This window comes from Actinomyces sp. zg-332, from assembly GCF_011751945.2.
Classification (GTDB): Bacteria; Actinomycetota; Actinomycetes; order Actinomycetales; family Actinomycetaceae; genus ZJ293.
Window position 1 is genome coordinate 552453 of sequence record NZ_CP064951.1, and the last position, 21806, is coordinate 574258.

The window sequence follows — 21806 nt, forward strand, 5'->3', positions numbered from 1 at the left end:
TTATTTTATAATTTTTCAGCATAAAAGTGCATATTACTATTTAGATATGTAAACATATATTGATTTAGAAAAGGTAGAGAATGGGAATCAGGCTTGCTAACGAAAATGAACTATCTCAAATAATGGCGATTTTTGAACAAGCAAAAGAAATACTAAAAAACGATGGTATTGATCAGTGGCAAAATGGGTATCCCAATATGGAAGTAGTTAGAGATGACTATGAAAAGAAGCAACTATATGTTTACATTGAAGAAGACTCTTCTTCGCAAAATGCTGCGAATTCAGATACTTCAGCTGGCTCAGAAACTATGGGCAACCAAGCTGTACCTAAAGTAATAGCAACTTGTGTGGTTTCCTACGAAGAAAAAGGAATCTACGAGACTTCTTTGAACGGCAAGTGGGCTGTTGATGGCAAATACGCTGCTGTTCATAGAGTAGCTGTATCTATTGATGCAAAACGTAAAGGATATGCTCAAGAGTTAATGAAATTCGCATACGAGAAAGCCAAAGAGAATAATTGTAAATCTGTGAGAGTAGATACACACTCTGATAATAAAAGAATGCAAAGGGTCCTAGAAAAAACAGGGTATGAATTTAGGGGAATCTTAACATATGATAAAGATGCCACAGTCTTTAGGAATGCTTACGATATCGTTATTAAATAGTAGGTTAATATAACAATTTACTAAAACTGATAAACAGGTTAAAATATAACTCATGAGTAATACTATGAACCCCTTGAAAATAGCTACTGTTATAGTTTCTTATAACCGTGAAGAATTGCTTGAGCAGTGTTTGAAAGCGCATGAAAATCAAACACGTTTGAGTGATTATGTGATAGTTGTCGACAATAACTCAACTGATAATTCACTAGAGGTAGCTAAGGCAAGTTCTATAGTTAACCAAGTGGTTAGTTTGAAAGAAAACACTGGCGGAGCTGGAGGTTTTGCTGCAGGTATCGCCAAAGCAATATGTGACTTTTCGCCAAACTATGTTTGGATTATGGATGATGATAGCGTTCCTGAAGAAAATGCTTTAGAAGAACTGTTGGTGGCTTTGGAAAAGTATGATGGGTCTCCAGCAGTTTTGGCTTCAGAAGCTGTATGGCATGATGGTACAGTCCATCCTATGAACAAACCACGTCCTCGTCCTTTCTTGAATAGAAATAGCGTTAGAAAAGCGCAGTCTATTGGTTGTATTCCTATTCGTACAGCTTCTTTCGTGTCAATTCTTATAGACAGCAGGGCAATTTTAGAAGAAGGTCTTCCGATAGCAGACTACTTTATCTGGAATGATGACTTTGAATACACTGGTAGGATTCTTGCTAACCGTGTGGGATTATACGTTCCAGCCTCCAGAGTAAAGCATTTGACAAAAGAGCTAGCCGGGTCTGATAAAGATCCTGGTCAGCGTTTCTATTATGAAGTTAGAAATAAAATGTGGACTTTCATGCATTCTAAGGCTTTTGTCGGATTCGAAAGAATTGTTTATGTTTTAGCAACTTGTCGTAGATGGATTCGCACTTATAAAAACTCTGATAATAAAAGTGTTTTAAAGGAGTGCTTCCTACGTGGTTTGAAGGATGGGTTACACTTTTATACTCCTACTAGAAAAGTCTTTGAAAATACTGAAGTTGCTGAACAAGTTGGTTTAGTAGAGTTACCTCTAGGTAGGTAAAATGCATTTTAGTGTTTTGTTACCAGTATATAAAGGCGATGATGCCACTAATTTTGCTAGAGCTGTAGATTCGATTAGTTTGGATCAGACTTTGCGTCCAAATCAAGTAGTTATAGTTATTGATGGGCCGATTCCCTGTAGCATAGGAAAAGTTATAAAAGACAAAAAAGAACTTTTGAAAAGTTTAGATATTGACTATTTTATTTTACATTTAAATCAGAATGTGGGCTTAGCTAAGGCATTAGATACAGGTTTGAAGTATTGTAAATTTGACTGTGTTGCACGTGCTGATGCAGATGATATTTCAGTTCCTACTAGGTTTGAAGAACAGATTCAGTTAATGGATAAGTATGACTTAGTGGGTAGCGACATAGTTGAGTTTATTGAAGATGAAAATGTAACTTCTACACTCAGACAAATGCCTTCCGGTAAGGTACAGATTTTAAAAGCAGCAAAAATACGTTCACCTTATGCACATCCGAGTGTTATTTTCAAGAAATCACTCGTATATAAAGCTGGGGGATACGTAAATGTTGATAAACTCGAAGATTATTACTTATTTGCACGTATGTTGATGCTTGATATTGAAACTAAAAATATTTCTAAACCTCTTGTCAAATATAGAGTTGGTTCCGGAGCCTATTCTAGACGTGGAGGATATAAAATGTTTTTATCTGAGTTAAAATTACAAAAAGAGTTCTTAAAAATAGGGTTTATTACAAGAAAAGAATTTGTTAGAAACGTAACTGTACGTGCAGTTTACAGACTAATTCCAACTTTTATACGAAAAATAGCGTACACTATTATGGTTAAAACAAACTGGAGTAGATAGAAAATTGCTTCAAATGCAGTAAAATAAACTGTGTCACCAATATGTAAGGAGAAAAATGAATCCCGATTTGATAATTGTAGGATCTGGATTTTATGGTCTAACAGTTGCTGAGAGAGCAGCAAATGAGCTAGGTTTGAAAGTTGTTGTTCTTGAAAAACGTGGCCACATTGGTGGTAATGCGTATTCCGAGTTCGATGAAGAAACAGGAATTGAAGTTCACCGCTATGGAGCACATCTATTCCATACCTCTAATGAGCGTGTGTGGGAATATGTAAATCGTTTCACGTCTTTTACCAGCTACGTTCATAAGGTTTACACAACTTATAACGGCGAGGTATATCCTATGCCAGTAAACTTAGGAACTATAAACCAATTCTTCCGTTCAGCTTATGGTCCTGAAGAAGCTAAGAAGCTGATTAGTGACCAAGCCAAAGAAATGGATGGCAAAGAGATTACAAACATGGAAGAAAAAGGTATTTCTCTAATTGGTCGCCCTCTATTTGAAGCATTTATTAAAGGTTACACAGCGAAACAATGGCAAACTGAAGCTAGCGAGTTGCCAGCATCTATTATTACCCGTTTGCCTGTTCGATATAATTACGATAACAGATACTTTTCAGATAAATACGAAGGTTTGCCAGTAGACGGTTATACAGCTTGGCTTGAAAAGATGGCTGAAAATGAGAATATTACTGTGCTTTTAAATACTGATTTCTTTGATGAGAATCACGAGTTCTCTAAGGATAAAGTTGTTGGTAAAATCCCTGTAGTGTATACGGGTCCTTTGGATAGGTACTTTGACTATGTTGAAGGACATCTTGCATGGAGAACTCTTGATTTTGAAAGTGAAGTGTTGCCTGTAGAAGATTATCAGGGTACTTCAGTTATGAACTATGGAAATCAGGACATTCCTTATACTCGTATCCATGAGTTTAGGCATTTCCATCCTGAGCGCAACTATCCTAAAGATAAGACAATTATTATGCGTGAGTATTCACGATTTGCTGAGGAAAATGATGAACCATATTATCCAGTAAATACTGCTAGCGACCGCGAAAAACTGTTGAAGTATCGTCAAATGATGGAAGCGGAAAACAATGTTTTCTTTGGTGGTAGATTAGGTACTTATCAGTATTTGGATATGCATATGGCTATTCTTTCAGCTTTAACAATGTTTGATAATGAATTACGTCCAGTTTTTGAGAATAAATAAGGGCTGTTATGAGTAAAACTGCTATTGAGGCAAAGAACTTGGCTGAGCCTGGGAAGAGTAAAGGGCTGCTGGAAGTATTTTCACGACGTTACCTTTTGAAATTATTGGTGCATAAAGAATTGCGAGCAAGGTATCGTGGTTCTGTGCTAGGTATGTTGTGGTCTTATGCTAAACCAGCAATGCAATTTACTGTATTTTACTTTGCTCTAGGTGTGTTTTTGAAAATGAATAGAGCTGTAGATAACTACGCTATCTATTTGTTTTCTGGCGTTATAATGATTAACTATTTCTCTGAAGTATTTGGTAACTGTACTCGTTCAGTTGTGGGAAATGCGGCTTTAGTTAAAAAGATATATTTGCCTCGTGAGTTGTTTCCTGTTTCATCAGTGTTTGTGGGAATTGCTCACTTTTTACCTCAACTGGTAGTTTTACTTGTAGGTGCTTTGATTTATGGTTGGGTTCCGACATTTTCAAGTATACTTGCGTTAATACTTGCTTTTAGTATCGTTACAATATTTGCACTAGGGCTGGGTATATTATTTGCTGCTCTAAATGTTTTGTTTAGAGATGCTGAAAACTTTGTAGATATAATACTTATGATAACGACTTGGATATGTCCAGTTCTATATAGTTGGCATAACGTTTATGATGTTTTCCAAGGAACTGTATATTGGAAACTATATCAGCTGAATCCTTTGGCACCAGCTGTTGAGCTATTCCATGAAGCATTTTGGTCACCTACGTTGTCAACTCCGTCTGATAATCCTGCCCGTATGTGGGAATGGGGATTAATCGCTTTAGTTACATCATTTATATTCTTAATTATTGGTGAGCTAGTGTTCAGAAAATTAGATAAACGATTTGCTCAGGAACTCTAATGATAAATGAAAATAATGTAGTTATATCAGTCAAGAATGTTAGTAAAGAATTTATTTTACGAAATACTCATACTCTAAAAGATATGATTGTATGGACATTTACTGGCAGAAAAAATAAGTTGAAAGATAACTTTTTTGCTTTGAAAGACGTGTCTTTTGATATAAATGAGGGTGAATCTGTTGCTCTGCTTGGATATAACGGTTCCGGTAAATCTACTATGTTAAAGCTTATTTCTGGTGTGATGAGGCAGTCTTCAGGCAAAATTGGGGTTAAGGGTAATATCGCTGGGCTTATTGAAGTAGGAGCAGGTTTTCACCCTGATTTAACAGGGCGAGAAAATGTTTATCTAAATGGTGCTATTTTGGGAATGAGTAAAGAAGAAATTGATACTTGTTTTGATAGCATTGTTGCTTTTTCAGAGATAGAGCAATTTATCGATACTGAAGTTAAATTTTATTCTTCGGGTATGTTTTTGCGTTTAGCTTTTGCTGTTGCTATACATACTGATCCTGATATCTTTTTGATTGATGAGATTTTAGCTGTGGGGGACGAAAACTTTAGGGCTAAATGTTTGAAAAAGATAAAGGAATTCAAAGAAAAAGGTAAGTCTTTGGTCATAGTTAGCCATGATTTAGATATGGTTTCTAATATTTGTGATCGTGGTGTTGTTCTTGAGTATGGGGACAAAAAATTTGATGGTCCTATTGACGAAGCAATAAAGTTTATGAGAAGAGATAAGTAGGCTTTAGTTTACTTATCTCTTTAGTTTGAAATACTGCTAGTATTTTGGTTTTGTACTAGTAAAACAGGTATTACTATTGTTTTGAATGCTTTTGTTGTTATTATTTATTTTCTAAAGCATATTTTTCTTCTACTTCATTTTTTATATTTTGCCAAAACCATGGGTTATTAATATACCATTGGCATAAGTCTTTCATTTCTTTTTCGAAGTCTGTATGTTTTGGTACAAAATTGAACTCTTTTTGGAATGGTCTAGGATCTGTTTTATATTTGAAATCGTGAAATTTTCTGTCTGAGACGTGCAGATAGTTTGTTTCTTGTTTGTTAAAACACCTATTGATGGTCTGCACAACTTCTAAATTAGTTTTTTCTATTCCTGAAGTTATAATATATTTTCCTGTTTTATTTGAAAGAATTATTTTCCATAGTGCTAAGCAGTGGTCTTGTACATGTATCCATTCTCTTACTTGTTTTCCGTAGCCATAAATGTGAGGTTTTTTACCAGTAATAATAGAGGTTATTGAACGTGGAATAAATTTTTCAATATGTTGATAGGGTCCGTAGTTGTTGCACGAATATGAGATAGAGGCTTTTAGATTGTATGAGTGTTTCCAAGCCCAAACTAGTATGTCAGCACTTGCTTTAGAAGCAGAATAAGGTGAAGTAGGGTTGTATTTATCGTCTACATTAAACCCTGGGTGATTTTCTTGATTTTCAAGTATTTGTCCAAAAACTTCGTCTGTTGATATATGGTGGTATCTTTTTTGGTACTTTGTACACAAACGGAGTAAGTTGTATGTTCCTATTATATTGGTATTTATGAATGAGTCTGGGTCATTAAAAGAGTTATCATTATGTGATTGTGCTGCAAAGTTTATGACTAAGTCAGTTTCAGATACTAATGGTTCTATTTCGTTTATATTTGATATGTCTTTTATATAGTATGTAATTTTGTTTTCTTTTAGTATTTGAGGGCATGCACTGTAGTCTAGTTTATCTATTACTATTAGTTCATGTTCTGGGTGATTTAGTTTTGAATATAGAGCAAAGTTCAAACCTATAAATCCAGCTCCGCCGCATATCAATATTCTCATATATCCAGTTTAGCATTTGGAATGATAAAAGGTATTTAATAGCAGATATTTTATTCTTTCAAAAGTATATTATGTATCGATATCATTAAATTTAGATTTTTTCTGTATAAACACGCAAAATGTTATTTTAAAAGGGTTGACTTTATAAGTCACATCAATGTAATTTATATGTGACGTACGATTTTAAGGATTTGTTTCGTGTGGAATTTATTTGGTGATGGACCTCTAAAAGTGTCTGCTAATGGGGAAGTGACACTTTATGACTTGCTGTTTGAAGGAGATATGTCTTCTTGGCAAGATAGAGCTTTGTGTGCCCAAACTGATCCAGAAGCTTTTTTCCCTGAAAAGGGTGGGTCGACTAGGGAAGCAAAGGGTGTTTGCGAAGCATGTGAAGTGCGTCAAGAATGTTTGGAATACGCCTTAGAAAATGATGAACGTTTTGGAATCTGGGGTGGATTGTCAGAACGTGAACGTCGTAAGTTGAAAAAAGTAGCTGAATAATTCTTTGAGTAATTCGTATTTATTGCTTTCTGTTGTAATAGTGTTTAATAACGTGTTTAAAATTTTCGGTGTAGCATTTCATCTTTATCTTGTGTAATTTTTCTAATATATAAAACACGTGTTGTATAAATGTAAGGACATAAATATTGTTTAGCTACGAAAACAGTCTATATATGGTAAAAACCTTTAGGATACGTATTTTAGATACTGCTTATAAAATAACAAGCTTTGGAATATAAGTAAAAATATTACTGCTTGGAATGAGAACAATAAAACTCGATGTTTGTTTTGTAAATACGAGGCTTCGTAGAAAATGTTATGAAATGTATGAAGAATGAAAATACAATTTTATTAAGTGATATGAGCTTTTCGGCTTAGAGTTTTATACTTTTTTTGAGATGGAGCCGTTTGAGTTCTTTTTAGAAAATCCTGATTTGACTAAGATTGATGTAGAAAAAGTTAAAGAAAAGTGCCCCCTGCGGGACTCGAACCCACAACCTACGGATTAGAAGGCCGTTGCTCTATCCATTGAGCTAAGGAGGCATACCAATGTATTATAAAACTTTTTTGTTAAAATTTCTAATACTTAAATAAAAATTTTATTTTAAGGTTATCTATCGTAATAAAATCTTCGTATTTATACAAATTCACTAATTGATAAATATAACAATATTACTTGGCAAAGTGCTAGTAAATTTTCTTGAAGCATCTTGAGAGAATAAAAAGTTTTAGTTATCCACATTTTTTAAAAAAATCATTTTTTCTAAGTATATGTGAAAGAAAATTATAGTACTTGTAAAATATAACGTAAGGAAAAATATGACTCATTCAATTGATATAAATGTAAGTGGTATTGCTGCAACTCAACCTACGCAAATAACTACTAGTAAAGGTGTGGCTTTTACTCGTTTTAGATTGGCATCTACATGTAAGTTTCGTTCTCCTAATGGTGACTGGAAAAATAGCAAAACTCATTGGTTTACTGTAAAAGCATGGGGAAAAACTGCTGAAAATATTGTTAGTTCAGTGAGTAAAGGTGACCATTTGCTTGTTTTTGGACGATTACAAGTTGAAGTGTGGAAGAAAGAAAATAGCAATGGAACTGATGTATGTATACATGCTATTTCTATAGGACAAGATTTGTGCTTTGGAAAAACTAGTGGGTATGAACGTAATATTTATAGTGGACAGAATTCTTCCGAATATAATAGCTATGATGAGGATACTAGTTCTAACAATGCTTTTAATATTGATGTTGAATCTTTTACTAAAAATAGCTCAATTGAAACTTATGATGAGACTGTCTCTTTGTGTTAAAGTGCTATAATGTCTAGTGGAACGTAGTCATTTTAGATAAAAGGTGGATGATTTTGGCAGAATACATATACTCTATGGTGAAGGCTCGTAAAGCTCATGGGGATAAAGTAATTCTTGATGATGTTACTATGGCATTTTTACCAGGTGCAAAGATTGGTATGGTTGGTCCAAATGGTGCCGGTAAATCAACTATTTTGAAAATTATGGCAGGGCTTGATACTCCGTCTAATGGTGAAGCTAGGCTATCTCCAGGCTATACAGTCGGTATTTTGCAACAGGAGCCACCATTAAATGAAGAAAAAACTGTTCTAGGAAACGTAGAAGAAGGCGTTGGTGAAATTAAAGCAAAGCTTGATAGATTCAACGAAATTTCAGAATTAATGGCTGATCCAGAAGCAGATTTTGATGCTTTGATGGAAGAAATGGGTAAGCTACAAACTGAAATTGATGCGGCTGATGCTTGGGATTTAGATTCACAGCTTGAACAAGCTATGGATGCTTTACGTTGCCCTCCACCAGATGCTTCAGTGAAGAATTTGTCTGGTGGTGAACGTAGACGTGTAGCATTGTGTAAGTTGCTTTTAGAGGCACCCGACTTATTACTTCTTGATGAGCCTACAAACCACCTAGACGCTGAATCTGTTTTGTGGCTAGAGCAACACTTGGAAAAGTATCCAGGTGCTGTTATTGCTGTTACACACGATAGGTATTTCCTAGATCATGTTGCTGGTTGGATTGCTGAAGTAGACCGTGGGCGCTTGTACCCATATGAAGGAAATTACTCCACATATCTGGAAAACAAACAGGAACGTTTGCAGATTCAGGGCAAGAAAGATGCAAAGCTTGCTAAACGTTTGAAGGAAGAGCTTGAATGGGTACGCTCAAATGCTAAGGGACGTCAAGCGAAATCTAAAGCACGTTTGGCTCGCTATGAAGAAATGGCAGCTGAAGCTGAACGCACACGTAAGCTAGACTTTGAAGAAATTCAAATTCCACCAGGTCCTCGCTTGGGTGATGTGGTAATTGAAGCTAAAGACTTGAATAAAGGTTTTGATGGCCGTACTTTGATTGAAGGCTTATCTTTCTCACTACCTAGAAACGGTATTGTGGGCGTAATTGGTCCTAATGGTGTTGGTAAAACTACACTTTTCAAAACAATTGTAGGATTGGAGCCTTTGGACTCTGGAGAACTATCAGTAGGTGAAACGGTCAAACTATCATATGTTGACCAGACTCGTGCTGGTATTGATCCTGAAAAGACGCTTTGGGAAGTAGTATCTGATGGTTTGGATTATATCCAAGTAGGACAAGTAGAAATGCCATCTAGAGCCTACGTTTCAGCTTTCGGTTTCAAAGGTGCTGATCAACAAAAGCTTGCTGGTGTTCTATCTGGTGGTGAAAGAAACAGGTTGAACTTAGCGCTTACTTTGAAACAGGGTGGAAACTTATTACTACTTGACGAACCTACTAACGATTTAGATGTTGAAACTTTGTCATCACTTGAAAATGCATTGTTGAACTTTCCTGGTTGTGCGGTTGTAATTACACACGATCGCTGGTTCTTGGATAGGGTAGCTACTCACATTTTGGCTTATGAAGGTGATGAAGAAAATCCTGCTAAGTGGTATTGGTTCGAAGGAAACTTTGAAAGCTATGAAAAGAATAAAGTAGATAGACTTGGAGCGGAAGCTGCAAAACCTCATAGAGTAACTCATAGAAAGTTAACACGTGACTAATGAAATTTTGGTGAAAATTAAATGTTAATTTTCACCAAAATTTATATTTAAAACTTTTATTAATCAATATTCTTCTGGAGAAAAAATGAGTAAGTTTGCTGGTATCGTTGATACTGATAATTTAGATGTAGATGTTAGAATACAAGATGATTTGTATAGATTTATAAATGGTAACTGGATAAAAAACCATAAAATAAGCCCTGATAGATCGCGCGAAGGTGCATTTACATCTTTGTTAGAAAAAAGTGAAAAAGACGTTCATGAAATTATTAAAGAAATTGTTGAAAAAGCAAATACTGGCGAACTAAATGATAAATCACGTAAAATTGCAACTATATATTTAACTTTTATGGATGAAACTTCTGTTGCAAATAGGGGATATAAAGATATAACTCCGATGGTTGAAGAAATTCATTCAGCTGAGGATATTACCGAACTGTCTAGAATAATGGCTAAAAATACTAAATTAGGTGTCAAACCTTTATTCTTTTTTGATGCTGAAAGTGATTTAAATAATCCTGATAAATACATTATTTTCTTTGGACAGAGCGGTTTAGGGCTACCGGATGAGTCTTTCTACACTAGTGAACAGTATCGTCCTATTCAAGAAGCTTATGTAGAGCATATAAACAATATGCTTGCTTTATATGGTTTGGATAGAAATGCTGATAAGGTATATGCCTTTGAAAATAAAATAGCTAACCATCACTGGGATAGAGTAAAATCACGCCAAGCTGATTTAATGAATAATCCTATGACTTGGGATGAACTAAAAAACTTGAATACAGCTTTTTCTTGGGAAGAGTGGAAACTAGGACTTGGTGAAATAGGATCTGCTTTTGATAACGTGATATGTATGACTCCATCATTTTTTGAAGAGGGCATAAAAGTATTTTTAGAAGAAGACGTAGAAGTTGTTAAAACATGGATGATATGGAACGTATTGCATACTTATGCTCCATATCTAGATGATAAGTTCGTAAATGAGAACTTTAATTTTTATGGCAAAGTACTTTCCGGTACAGATGAGATTCGTCCTCGTTGGAAACGTGCAGTTTCTTTAGTTGAAAGTTGTGTTCCCGATTTAATAGGTAAACTTTATGTTGAAAGGCATTTTCCTGAAGAAAATAAGAAGAAAATGGAAGAACTAGTAGCTAATCTACTAGAAGCCTATAGAATTTCAATTACAGAATTAGACTGGATGAGTGAGGAAACTAAACAAAAAGCTCTGCAGAAACTAGGAACTTTTGTTTATAAGATTGGTTATCAAAATAAGTGGAAAGAATATGAAAATCTTAAGCTTGATGGCTTGTCACTGGTAGAAATAATTTTTGAAAGTATGAAATATGACTTTGATTTTATGCTCTCAAAAGTTGGTAAGAATATTGACCGTGATGAATGGCATATGACTCCTCAAACTGTCAATGCTTACTATCATCCAATGTTGAATGAAATTGTTTTCCCAGCAGCAATATTGCAGTCCCCATTTTTTGATGTGAATGCTGATGATGCAACAAATTATGGTGCTATCGGAGCAGTTATTGGACACGAAATTGGACATGGTTTTGATGACCAGGGATCAAAGTATGATCACACTGGTGCTTTAAACGATTGGTGGAGCAGCGAAGATAAAGATAAGTTTGAAAAGCGGACATCTAAGCTTGTTGAACAATACGATAAGTGCATACCTTTCGAGTTGTCTGATTTAGAAAACGCATCTGAGAATTATCATGTTAATGGTAGCTTGACATTGGGTGAAAATATTGGTGATTTAGGCGGGTTATCAATTGCTATAAAGGCATATAAGTTAGCACAGTCTAGTAAAGGTATTGATCCATATTCCGATACTATTGATGGGTATAACGGTGTTCAGAGGATATTTTTCTCATGGGCTAATATTTGGAAAACTAAGAGTAGACAAGAAGAAGCTATTAGGTTATTGAGTATAGATCCACATTCACCCGCAGAGTTTAGATGTAATCAAATAGTTAAAAATATTGATGACTTTGTTGATGTTTTTGCTGTAAATGAAGATGATGAAATGTGGTTGGATCCACAAGACCGTGTGAAAATTTGGTAACGAATATAGAAATAGGAGCTAATATAAATGCCAGGACAGAATTTAACTCGCGAAGAAGCAAAGCAACGTTCTAGTCATATAAATGTTGTTTCTTATGATGTTATTTTGGATTTAACTCAAGGTGAAGAGACTTTCAAATCAGTTACTACTGTGAAATTTACTAGTTCTTCAAAAGAAAGTACTTTTATTGATTTAATAGCTGAAAAAGTAAATTCTATTACTCTTAACGGCAACGAAGTAGATATAAATTGTTACCAAGATAGCAGAATCTGTTTAGAAAACTTATCAGATGACAATGAGCTAATTGTTGATGCTAACTGCTACTACATGCACACAGGTGAAGGCTTACACCGTTTTGTTGACAAAGCTGATGGTGAGGCTTATGTATATTCACAGTTTGAAGTTGCTGACTCAAGACGTATGTTTGCTGTGTTTGAACAGCCAGACTTGAAATCTAAGTTTAGATTTACTGTTACAACTCCTAAACATTGGATTGCTTTTTCAAATAGTCCAACTCCTAAACCTGTTGAAGGAAAAGATTCTAGGACATTTTGTTTTGAGCCAACAGATACTATGTCTTCATATATTACTGCTTTAGTTGCTGGACCTTATAAAGGTGATACTGGCTCTCTTACTTCTTCTGATGGTAGGCAAATACCTTTAGGTGTATATTGCAGAGCTTCAATGTATGAGTTTTTAGATGCTGAAGAAATAATGGATATAACTAAGGCTGGCTTCAAATTCTATGAGAAGGAGTTTGATTATCCATATCCTTTTGCTAAGTATGATCAAATTTTTATTCCAGAGTTTAACGCTGGAGCTATGGAGAATGCTGGTTGTGTAACTTATCGCGATGAGTATGTTTTCCGCTCAAAACCAGTAGAAGCTATTGTAGAACGCCGAGCAATTACAATTTTACATGAGCTTGCTCATATGTGGTTTGGTGATTTAGTAACTATGAAGTGGTGGAATGACTTATGGTTGAATGAGTCATTTGCTGAATTTATGTCTACACTTTGTACTGCTGAAGCAACTCGTTGGACAAATGCTTGGACTACTTTTAATAGTTTGGAAAAGAACTGGGCTTATCGTCAGGATCAGTTGCCTTCAACACACCCTATTTCAGCTAATATTAGGGATTTAGAAGATGTTGAAGTTAACTTTGACGGTATTACTTATGCTAAAGGTGCTTCAGTTTTGAAACAGTTAGTGGCATACGTTGGACGTGAAGCATTTTTCGAGGGAATTAAAGTTTACTTTAAGAAACATGCTTGGAAGAATACTGAACTTACAGATTTGTTATCAGAACTTGAAAAGACTTCTGGGCGAGATCTTTCTAAGTGGACAAAGGTGTGGTTAGAAGAAAGTGGCGTAAACCTTATGCGTCCTGTTATTGAAACTGACTCTAATGGTGTAATTACACATTTTGGGGTGCAACAAGAAGCTTTTTCAGAAGGTGCTTCTATTAGACCACATCGTTTAGTTGTAGCAGGATATGACTTAGTAGATTGTAAACTTGAACGTAGTGTTAGAGCAGAATTAGATATCGACTCAGAAAACACTACTGTAAGTGAATTTATAGGAAAGAAACGTCCAAATATTATTTTGATAAATGATGAGGATTTAACATATTCCAAAGTTAGAATGGATGAAGAGTCATTGGCTTATGCTGTTGAGAATATAGATAAGTTTACTTCGACTTTGCCTCGCTCATTGGTTTTATCTAATGCTTGGGATATGGTACGTGACGGCGAGTTTAAAGCTAGTGATTATGTTGATTTAGTTTTGCGCGCACTAGAAGTTGAAGAAGATTCTTCAACAGTACGTGTTTTATTGCGTCAATTAGGAGCTTGTGTATATAACTATAGCGCTGTTGAAAATCGTGGTCGTTTGCAGGCAAAAGCTTTTGAATTCTTGAAAGAAAAAGCAAAAACAAGTCAAGCTGGTGGAGACATACAGTTGCAATGTGTAAAGGCTTTGACTAGCTTGTGTGCTCGCGAAGAGGACTATGCTTTTATTCGTAAATTGCTCGGTGGTTGCAACTGTGTTAGCGGTTTAGTGCTTGATCAAGATTTACGTTGGCAGCTATTAATTGCTTTGGCTGAGGGTGGCTGTGCTGACGAGAATGATATTAAAGCTGAGCTAGATAGAGATAACACAGTTACTGGTAATCAGAATGCTGAATGTGCTTTTGCTTCATTCCCATCAAAAGAAGCAAAAGATAAAGCTTGGAATACCATTATGAATGATGCCAAAATAGCTAACGATACTTTGAATGCTATTATGGATGGTTTCTTGAATGTTACTGATCGCTCGCTAATTGTTTCTTACTACAAAGAGTATTTCAATAGTCTTGAAGAAATTTGGAAAGAGAGAACAATTGCTGTTTCTTCTTCAATGGTTGAGACTTTATTCCCAGTATTATTTACAGGTATGGGATTTGAGATTGATCCAGTACATGAGGGTGAAAGATGGTTGGACACTCATAAAGATGCAGCACCCGCTTTGCGTAGAGTTGTTTCAGAGTGTTTAGATGATACAAAGCGTGTGCAAAAAGCTCAGCAATTTGATGCTTAAGTGATACGGTTTTAGTTTTGTAGGGTGGTGTAAAATTATACCACCCTACAAAACTAAACCTTTCCTAGTAACTCCTCGCTTTTACCTTTCGCTATTTTTCCCCTCACAGCGTTTTGTTTTTCTCTGTTTAACATTTTTTGTTTTTGTTTTCTGGAATTTTGCTTTTCTAGTTTTTTCTTTTCTGGTTTCTGTTTTTCGGTTTTTTCTTTCTTTCTTTCTTCTTCTTCTTCTTCTTCTTCTTCTTCCTCCTCCTCCTCAGCTTTTTATCCTTCTTTTCCTCCTTAGTGTCAATAAGAACATCACTGCCACCATCATCATAATAATCATTTACTTTTGGTGTTTTGTATCATTTCTATCATTTTCGCTATTCTGTATATGCTGTTTTAGTGTTAGTTAGTGCTAGTATTTGAGGTTAGCCTTAGCTTTGCTTTCAAAGTATCAAAATCTGCTTTTGGAGCAGCCATCAGTTCTGAAATTTCGTTGAATCTACCAAGCTTAGCCTTAATTTCACCAACGCCTTCTTCTACGTTTCCTAGAGGGTATTGTTTCAATTTCTCTCAGTTTTTAACTTATGCTCAATATTGTTTTAGTTACTATTTGGCAGTAGATAGTATAAGTAACGTAATATTTCGTATTTTCTTTTGAAGTTTGTAAATAGAGTTTTGTTTCTTATAAAGCTTTGAAATACCGTGTAAATACTTGTATATACTTGCTTACTATGGTTAGAAATCGTTTTCTCAGTGAAGAAAATATTAGATTAAGGAACTTTTATAGCAGAGGCTATCTTAGGGTACCTTGTTTTAAAATTACAATAGGGGAGCGAAGAATGACTTGTACACAAAATATACAGGTTATTTGTATGTCTATTAGGTAATTACAGAGTTTTATGAATAAGTAGTTTTGCTCTTTTATATTCAAGTATTTTTTGAGATAGGCTTTCTAATGTATAAGGAGAATATTATGCTTATTTTATGTAAATCTGTAAGTAAAACTTAGCATTTATCGGAGGGGAGAAGGAAGAGATAGCCTTATATCATAGGTAGCATTTGAGTGTCTCGTGAAAAAAAGACAAGTTTCATATATATCAAGTAAAACTTAGTGCGTTTTAGTTACTTTTGAGGTAAGGATAAAGTTCAATATCGCCAATATTTTATAAAGCTTTACGTATAGATAGTAAGGCTTATAATTTTTTTTGGATTTATACTTATTCTCGACGACTTCATTCACTTATATAAGGTTTTACTTACTTACTTACTTACTTACTCACTCACTCACTCACAGATACTTTTACTTGATTGATTACTTTTTAGTTACTTATGCACTCACCACATGCTTATCCACTTAGCTACTTTTGTATACTTTTAATTGCTTGTCTGCTTGGCTTTCTTACACACACCTATTTTTACTCGTTTTACCGTAGAAATTAGTCTTATACACATTTATATATTCGATAAATAAGATTTGTTATTTAGATTTCTCAGTATTTACCATACTTTTGTCGTTCTAATATCACGTTGCCATTACTAAAGCACCAGACCATACCACAAATCAACAGCATCTGACCGTACTGCGTCACCCATACTATCCCCTATACCCGTCATACAGACAAGCAAAGTGTAGCAAGAACCAGCGTAGTACCCGTTACTAGCCACTGTCGTCACCTTATAGTGTAATTACCCGTACTAGCACCACAGTACACCAACTACATAGATAGCAATACTTCACAGATAATACCATAGTCCCACATTGACAATGCCCACTATGCACCACAACACCAATGCACGATAGCGTATGCTAGTGTCAGCATACTGCGCCACTACAGCCCACCTACTATACCTTCACTACAGAATCACATACGCTACACCATTTAATGAATAGCATTAAACTCATACAAATACATAGATGATAACTATGTTATTGAAAGAGATTTTCACTTAGCAAATAAATACATATAAATCAGATTTTTCATTAGCGAATAAATATAAAAGAAATTTTTCAGTTACTGAAAACAAATGAAATAGGTTTTTTAGCTAGCAAAGTCATATACTTCATAAAAAATGCTGCCTAATTTATTTATTAGACAGCATTATAAAAGTTGTAAGTGGAATTATATAGTATAGTAATCAGCTGCATCAATATGTAACTGTGGGTCAACGATAATATCGTCGTTCTTAGCTTTTTCACAAGAATTTAGACACTTTGCTGGTACACCAACAGCAACTTTACCACTAGGAACTGATTTTGTTACAACAGCATTAGCCCCGATTTTGCAGTCATCACCAATGGTGATTGGGCCTAGAACTTTGGCTCCAGCCCCAACCATAACACGGTTCCCAACAGTTGGGTGTCGCTTTCCTTTCACCATAGCTACACCACCTAAGGTGACGCCGTGGAATATTACGCAGTCGTTACCAACTATTGCAGTTTCGCCAATTACAACTCCAGTAGCATGGTCTATGAATAATCTCTTACCTAGTTGCGCGCCTGGATGAATATCGACTCCTGTGTGTCTACGAGCAAGTTGTGAAATAAAACGTGCTGGTAATTTTGCTCCTTTATTCCATAAAAAGTGAGAAAAGCGATGGGACCAAACAGCGTGTACTCCAGGGTAGATTAAAGCGACTTCGAGTAGATTACGTGCAGCTGGATCTGCGTTTTTTGCTGCTTGTAAATCTCCTTTCATTAGTTTGAAAATTTCCTTCAAAGAAGATTTACGTTTTGAAATTTTTCTGTTAACGCTGTTAATTACCATTATGTCCTCTATCGCATTCTCACTCTTTATAACGTTTTATGAAATTAGTTAAATAAACCCTCTACAGATAGATAACGCTGACCTGTATCTGGGAATACTGTTACAATTTTCTTGTTAGGGAAACGTTCAGCTATTTTTATAGAACCGGCATAAGCTGCACCTGAAGATACACCTACTAGCAAGCCAAATTCTTTAGCTATATGACGTGTCTTTTCAAAAGCTTCATCGTTATCTACTGTTATAACTTCATCGACTAAATCCGTATCAAGATTTTCAGGAATAAAGTTTGCTCCAATACCTTGAATTTTGTGTGGGCCAGCTTTGCCTTCAGTAATAAGAGGGGAGGCTGTAGGCTCAATACCAACTATTGTGATGTTAGGATTCTTTTCTTTCAAGTAGCGTGCAACACCGGTTAAAGTACCACCTGTTCCAAATGCTGAAACGAATATATCTGCTCCACCTAGTTCTTCCATATCTTTTTCAATTTCTTTAGCTGTTGTTTCGTAGTGAATAGCAGGGTTAGCAACGTTTGCAAACTGTGAAGCAATAATTGAGTTAGGTGTTTGCTTAGCTAACTCTTCAGTTTTTTCTACTGCTCCTCGCATACCTTCACTAGCAGGTGTCAAAACTAGTTCAGCACCAAAGGCAGTGATTAGATTGCGGCGCTCAATTGTCATAGATTCTGGCATTACAATAACAACTCTAAAACCTAGGCTTGTACCAACCATAGCAAGCGCAATACCTGTGTTACCGCTTGTTCCTTCAAAAATAGTACCGCCTTCTTTTAGTTCACCGCTTTCAATAGCTGCTTTGATGATTGCATATGCTGGGCGGTCTTTTACAGATGAGCCAGGGTTGAACATTTCTAATTTTGCATAAATATTTGAGTTTTCTCCGTGTGTACCTAAATCAAATAGTGGAGTAGAACCAATTAATTCAGTAACTTTTGAGTAAATCATAGATGTATCCTTTAATATGAGTAGTTGTAAATTTAATATTATTATTTTTGAAAAAATAACGGACGCACAAACAAAATGATGTATTTTAAGACGCGAAAATTGTGCGTCCTAGATACAGTAAGAACAAACAAAACAAGCACAGCAAGTGTTAGCGAAAGACATTTTGAAAGCATTCGATAACATAACTATAATTCTCTTCCAATATAGATTTTCTTGCGTACGAGAATAGGATAAGTTCTGTAAAAGTTTTTTGCAAGTATTATCTGCTAAAAAAGTTTAAAATAAACAAAAATTCTTTATAACTTCATAAAATGGAATAAAACTACTAAAAGTGTTGTTGATATAGTTTACGATTCTACTGGAATTTCAGTTACGCAAACACCATGTTCTTCTAGTGAAATATTAGTTTGGAGTAGGCTAGATAGGGTATTATTCACATACTCTAAGTTACCGTCTGTAATAGACAATATAAACTTTACTTTATCGTTCTCGAAAAAAGTGTTTTCGATTTTTAGGTTATTATTGTAAATATCTGCACTAATTTTCCCATAAGAAGACATATCTATTTCTAAGAGATATGTCTTAGTATTAACAATTTCTACAACACGATTTTCACGAAAACAAGCTTTCACCCCATCATGAACTGATTGGGTGTAGGCACTGACCAATCCGCCAGTGCCAAGCTTTATGCCACCAAAATACCTTATAGCTATAAAAACAACATTTTTTAACTCACTGCCTTTTAAAGCAGCAAGCATTGGTTGACCAGCTGTTCCACTAGGCTCACCATCATCATTAGAACGTAGTATTTCAATGTTTTCTTCAAACACGCTGAAAGCAGTGCAGTGATGTCTGGCGTCTGGATATTGTTTTTTTGCTAAGGCTATCTTTTCACGTGCCTGTGCTAGAGAATCAACTCTATAGACTTGAGTAATAAAACGTGATTTTTTTATCTCAAATTCTGTTTCAACACAATTGCCGTGACTAATGGAAAGCATTATTTATCACACAAAGCCTTCAGAGTCTTTTCGTAGTTAGAAAGCGGGGAAGTATTCTTAGCTCCAACTTGAGTTACCGTATAAGCTCCACTTATATTTCCCAGCAAACATGATGAAGCTAGGTCTAGATTTGAGCTAATACCAGCAATTAAAGCACCAGTGTGACAGTCTCCAGCTCCGATAGTATCTACAACTTCTACTGGCAAAGCATCAATATATTGCATACTTCCTTCAGGATCAACACTGATTACGCCTTCTGAGCCCATGCGAATAACTAATTCTATCTTGTTTTTTATCGCATAATTAGAAATTACATTTGCCCCTAAACTACCTAATAAAAATGTGGCTTCATCTTTGTTTAGAGTAAAAATTACATCTTCTTTTTGTAATAGCATATCTATAATTGATGGTGATATGTTATAAATAACTGGACCAAAATCGACTACAAATTTAGCTCTTTCAATACTTTCTACCCAAGCAATTAGGTCATTTTCAAGTATTAATTCATATCCATTTAGGTATACTATTGAATCTTCAGTTACAGATATTTTATCTAGGTCTTGTTTACGTAGTATAGTTTCAGCTCCTTCGAAAGTAACGAAAGTTCTTTCTTTATCAGGAGTAACAAATGCTAGGCAGTAACCATTATCTCTATCAGTTATTTGTATATTTATAGGTAAATCAAGCTCATTTAACTCTTCTTTGACGCAATCAGCCCATTTTCCGACTCCTACAGGCATAGCGTTTACAACTGGTAGATCGAATTTTTTTACGACTCTTGCAACATTTAAAGCACAACCACCAATTTGTTCATCAACAATTTTTGCGCTAACATCTGAGCCCAATGATGGCAGTGAATCAATTGTTGCTACTATGTCTCCAATACATCCCCCAACTAATACAAGAGGACGAACTGGTGATAATGGATAATTATTTAATATATTTTCTGCAATTTCTTTAGTATTCATAATATAAGACTAACCTAGTATTCCTTAGAATTGATAGTTTTTTGGAAAAAATTTATGGAGTTTATCTTACTTAGCATATCCTTTGATGTGTTAGCCGTAAAATGCCCCAACTGTCACAAAGTAACCCTCAGATTGAAAATCTGTTTAGCATAGTTTTCGAAATCTATATTATTTGCTTCAGTTAGTAGCTTTATATGGTCTTTAGGGTAAATATTTGAGTCGTACCCTGCTGAAGCCATAGCCAGACTCATAGCTCCTGTTGTGTCAGTATCTCCACCCAGGTTAGCGCATATATGAGCAATTTTAAGTGGAGCATTTTGTAGCATACAGTAGTGTGCTACAGCAAAAGCAGCTGGAACACTGTTATAAGTTTGCATATCTGTGCCAATTATTTCGTAAACTTGCTGAGCAAATTCTTGGTCTACGGCATTTAAAATATTCGTTTCATGAGCACTATGCTTAGGAGTATTTTCAACGCTTGTTTTACTACTAGAGTTTAGAACATCTATAAAACGCTCAGCTAGTTTTATACCCTCATTTATACGTGCATAGACGAAAGGGGAGAAAGTATTATGATACTTATGCTGTATTTCTTTTGAGTACTCAATGGTTTCTGGTAAAGTGTCTGACCAACTATACCCTGAAACTTGCTTTGAAATCATATAAGCAATAGCACTAGCTCCAGCGATAGCCACATCACTCTTATGCGTAGGTGCACAAGCATTATATACTTGCTGTTCAAAGAAGCTGATATCTTTTGTATCTGTAAGCATTCCAACCGGAGCTATTCTCATTGGAGCTCCATTAGTGACACCTAAGTTTTCTAAATTTTCTATAGGTATATTATTGCTAATTTGTGTTAAAGCCGCTTTGGATGAAGGACCTAAAATATTTTTTTCAAAGGCACCGATTTTTAAAGCCCAATCCATTATGTGCTTGGCAACACATAGGGAATCAACTTTGCCTTTTGATTCTATAAAGGAATCGATTATTGCTATAGCCTGGCTTGTATCGTCAGTGAATTGTCCTGCGTTAAAGCCATATGCTGCAATATTTTCTTCAGGGCCAGCAATGAAGTCATCAATTATTCCAAAAAAATCTTGAACTTGCTTTCTTGTCCACAGTTCTGATGGCATACCAAAAGCATCAGCATATGCTTGTCCATATAATGAGGAAAGTATACGGTTATAAACTGCATCTTTTTCAGCTGGTTTTATTGAAAAATTTGTGTTAGTCATTTTTGTGCCTGCATCTGTCTATCAATACTCTTATTTGTATATAAAGAATGCTTTTATATTTTACTCTGTTATAAGTATTACTCATAGTATTTATGAATATCCTTTTTTTACCCACACAGCTAAGCGTAATGTGAAAAAATGAAAATAATGGTGATTACACATACTCTGATAGGCAAGTAAAGATTTCTAAAACTTACATGTACTGTTTAGAGTAAATCTTACTTTTACGAATAGAAAAGTTTTA

19 protein-coding genes and 1 tRNA gene are annotated in these 21806 nt (G+C 35.1%); 11 read left to right on the forward strand and 9 right to left on the reverse strand.

Features of this window, described 5'->3' with window-relative positions:
* Positions 1–80: 80 nt before the first annotated feature.
* The 6 genes from HCQ94_RS02190 to HCQ94_RS02215 are packed head-to-tail and all read left to right on the forward strand — an operon-like array spanning position 81 to position 5343.
* Entirely contained in the window at positions 81–665 is a 585-nt protein-coding gene (locus tag HCQ94_RS02190; protein ID WP_166977231.1) for a GNAT family N-acetyltransferase, read from the forward strand.
* A gap of 52 nt (positions 666–717) precedes the next feature.
* Positions 718–1677, forward strand: a complete 960-nt coding sequence (locus HCQ94_RS02195) for a glycosyltransferase (RefSeq protein WP_166981454.1) — start codon at positions 718–720, stop codon at positions 1675–1677.
* A gap of 1 nt (position 1678) precedes the next feature.
* Positions 1679–2509, forward strand: a complete 831-nt coding sequence (locus HCQ94_RS02200; protein ID WP_166981457.1) for a glycosyltransferase — start codon at positions 1679–1681, stop codon at positions 2507–2509.
* 55 nt (positions 2510–2564) lie between these two features.
* Positions 2565–3722: a UDP-galactopyranose mutase gene (glf, locus tag HCQ94_RS02205; RefSeq protein WP_166977237.1), complete on the forward strand. Its 1158-nt coding sequence runs from the start codon at positions 2565–2567 to the stop codon at positions 3720–3722.
* An 8-nt stretch (positions 3723–3730) separates the two neighbouring features.
* Complete coding sequence (locus tag HCQ94_RS02210) at positions 3731–4600, forward strand: ABC transporter permease (RefSeq protein ID WP_166977239.1); 870 nt, start codon at positions 3731–3733, stop codon at positions 4598–4600.
* Positions 4600–5343 carry an ABC transporter ATP-binding protein gene (locus HCQ94_RS02215; RefSeq protein WP_166977241.1) on the forward strand — a complete coding sequence of 248 codons (744 nt, stop codon included), beginning with the start codon at positions 4600–4602 and terminating at the stop codon, positions 5341–5343. Before HCQ94_RS02210 ends, HCQ94_RS02215 begins: the two co-directional genes overlap by 1 nt.
* Positions 5344–5443: 100 nt before the next feature.
* Here the strand turns inward: HCQ94_RS02215 and HCQ94_RS02220 are convergent, their stop codons facing one another.
* Positions 5444–6436 (reverse strand): dTDP-glucose 4,6-dehydratase, encoded by a 993-nt coding sequence (locus HCQ94_RS02220; protein WP_166981460.1) that lies wholly within the window; start codon positions 6434–6436, stop codon positions 5444–5446.
* A gap of 282 nt (positions 6437–6718) precedes the next feature.
* Between HCQ94_RS02220 and HCQ94_RS02225 the strand changes: the two genes are divergently transcribed.
* Positions 6719–6937 (forward strand): WhiB family transcriptional regulator, encoded by a 219-nt coding sequence (locus HCQ94_RS02225; RefSeq protein WP_166977998.1) that lies wholly within the window; start codon positions 6719–6721, stop codon positions 6935–6937.
* A gap of 470 nt (positions 6938–7407) precedes the next feature.
* Here HCQ94_RS02225 and HCQ94_RS02230 read toward each other — a convergent pair.
* Positions 7408–7480 (reverse strand) — tRNA-Arg (locus HCQ94_RS02230).
* A 276-nt stretch (positions 7481–7756) separates the two neighbouring features.
* On the opposite strand from HCQ94_RS02230, the gene HCQ94_RS02235 reads away from it, so the two are divergent.
* From HCQ94_RS02235 to pepN, 4 genes are all read left to right on the forward strand, one after another.
* Positions 7757–8254, forward strand: a complete 498-nt coding sequence (locus HCQ94_RS02235; protein ID WP_166977245.1) for a single-stranded DNA-binding protein — start codon at positions 7757–7759, stop codon at positions 8252–8254.
* Positions 8255–8307: 53 nt separating this feature from the next.
* A complete protein-coding gene (gene ettA / locus HCQ94_RS02240; protein WP_166981463.1) occupies positions 8308–9990 on the forward strand; it encodes an energy-dependent translational throttle protein EttA in 1683 nt (560 codons plus the stop codon).
* A gap of 85 nt (positions 9991–10075) precedes the next feature.
* Entirely contained in the window at positions 10076–12070 is a 1995-nt protein-coding gene (locus HCQ94_RS02245; RefSeq protein ID WP_166981466.1) for a M13 family metallopeptidase, read from the forward strand.
* Positions 12071–12097: 27 nt separating this feature from the next.
* A complete protein-coding gene (gene pepN, locus HCQ94_RS02250) occupies positions 12098–14647 on the forward strand; it encodes an aminopeptidase N (protein ID WP_166981469.1) in 2550 nt (849 codons plus the stop codon).
* 389 nt (positions 14648–15036) lie between these two features.
* Here pepN and HCQ94_RS02255 read toward each other — a convergent pair whose 3' ends face one another.
* From HCQ94_RS02255 to HCQ94_RS02280, 7 genes are all read right to left on the reverse strand, one after another.
* A complete protein-coding gene (locus tag HCQ94_RS02255; RefSeq protein ID WP_166981135.1) occupies positions 15037–15198 on the reverse strand; it encodes a hypothetical protein in 162 nt (53 codons plus the stop codon).
* Positions 15199–16170: 972 nt separating this feature from the next.
* On the reverse strand, positions 16171–16299 hold the full coding sequence (locus tag HCQ94_RS06265; RefSeq protein WP_269775639.1) for a hypothetical protein: 129 nt from the start codon (positions 16297–16299) through the stop codon (positions 16171–16173).
* Positions 16300–16754: 455 nt separating this feature from the next.
* Positions 16755–17399 carry a serine O-acetyltransferase gene (cysE, locus tag HCQ94_RS02260; protein ID WP_166977255.1) on the reverse strand — a complete coding sequence of 215 codons (645 nt, stop codon included), beginning with the start codon at positions 17397–17399 and terminating at the stop codon, positions 16755–16757.
* 44 nt (positions 17400–17443) lie between these two features.
* Complete coding sequence (gene cysK, locus HCQ94_RS02265) at positions 17444–18358, reverse strand: cysteine synthase A (protein WP_166981472.1); 915 nt, start codon at positions 18356–18358, stop codon at positions 17444–17446.
* A 347-nt stretch (positions 18359–18705) separates the two neighbouring features.
* A complete protein-coding gene (locus HCQ94_RS02270; RefSeq protein ID WP_166981475.1) occupies positions 18706–19356 on the reverse strand; it encodes an IMPACT family protein in 651 nt (216 codons plus the stop codon).
* On the reverse strand, positions 19356–20324 hold the full coding sequence (locus HCQ94_RS02275; protein ID WP_166981478.1) for a PfkB family carbohydrate kinase: 969 nt from the start codon (positions 20322–20324) through the stop codon (positions 19356–19358). Before HCQ94_RS02275 ends, HCQ94_RS02270 begins: the two co-directional genes overlap by 1 nt.
* A 113-nt stretch (positions 20325–20437) precedes the next feature.
* On the reverse strand, positions 20438–21562 hold the full coding sequence (locus HCQ94_RS02280) for an ADP-ribosylglycohydrolase family protein (RefSeq protein ID WP_166981481.1): 1125 nt from the start codon (positions 21560–21562) through the stop codon (positions 20438–20440).
* Positions 21563–21806: the final 244 nt, after the last annotated feature.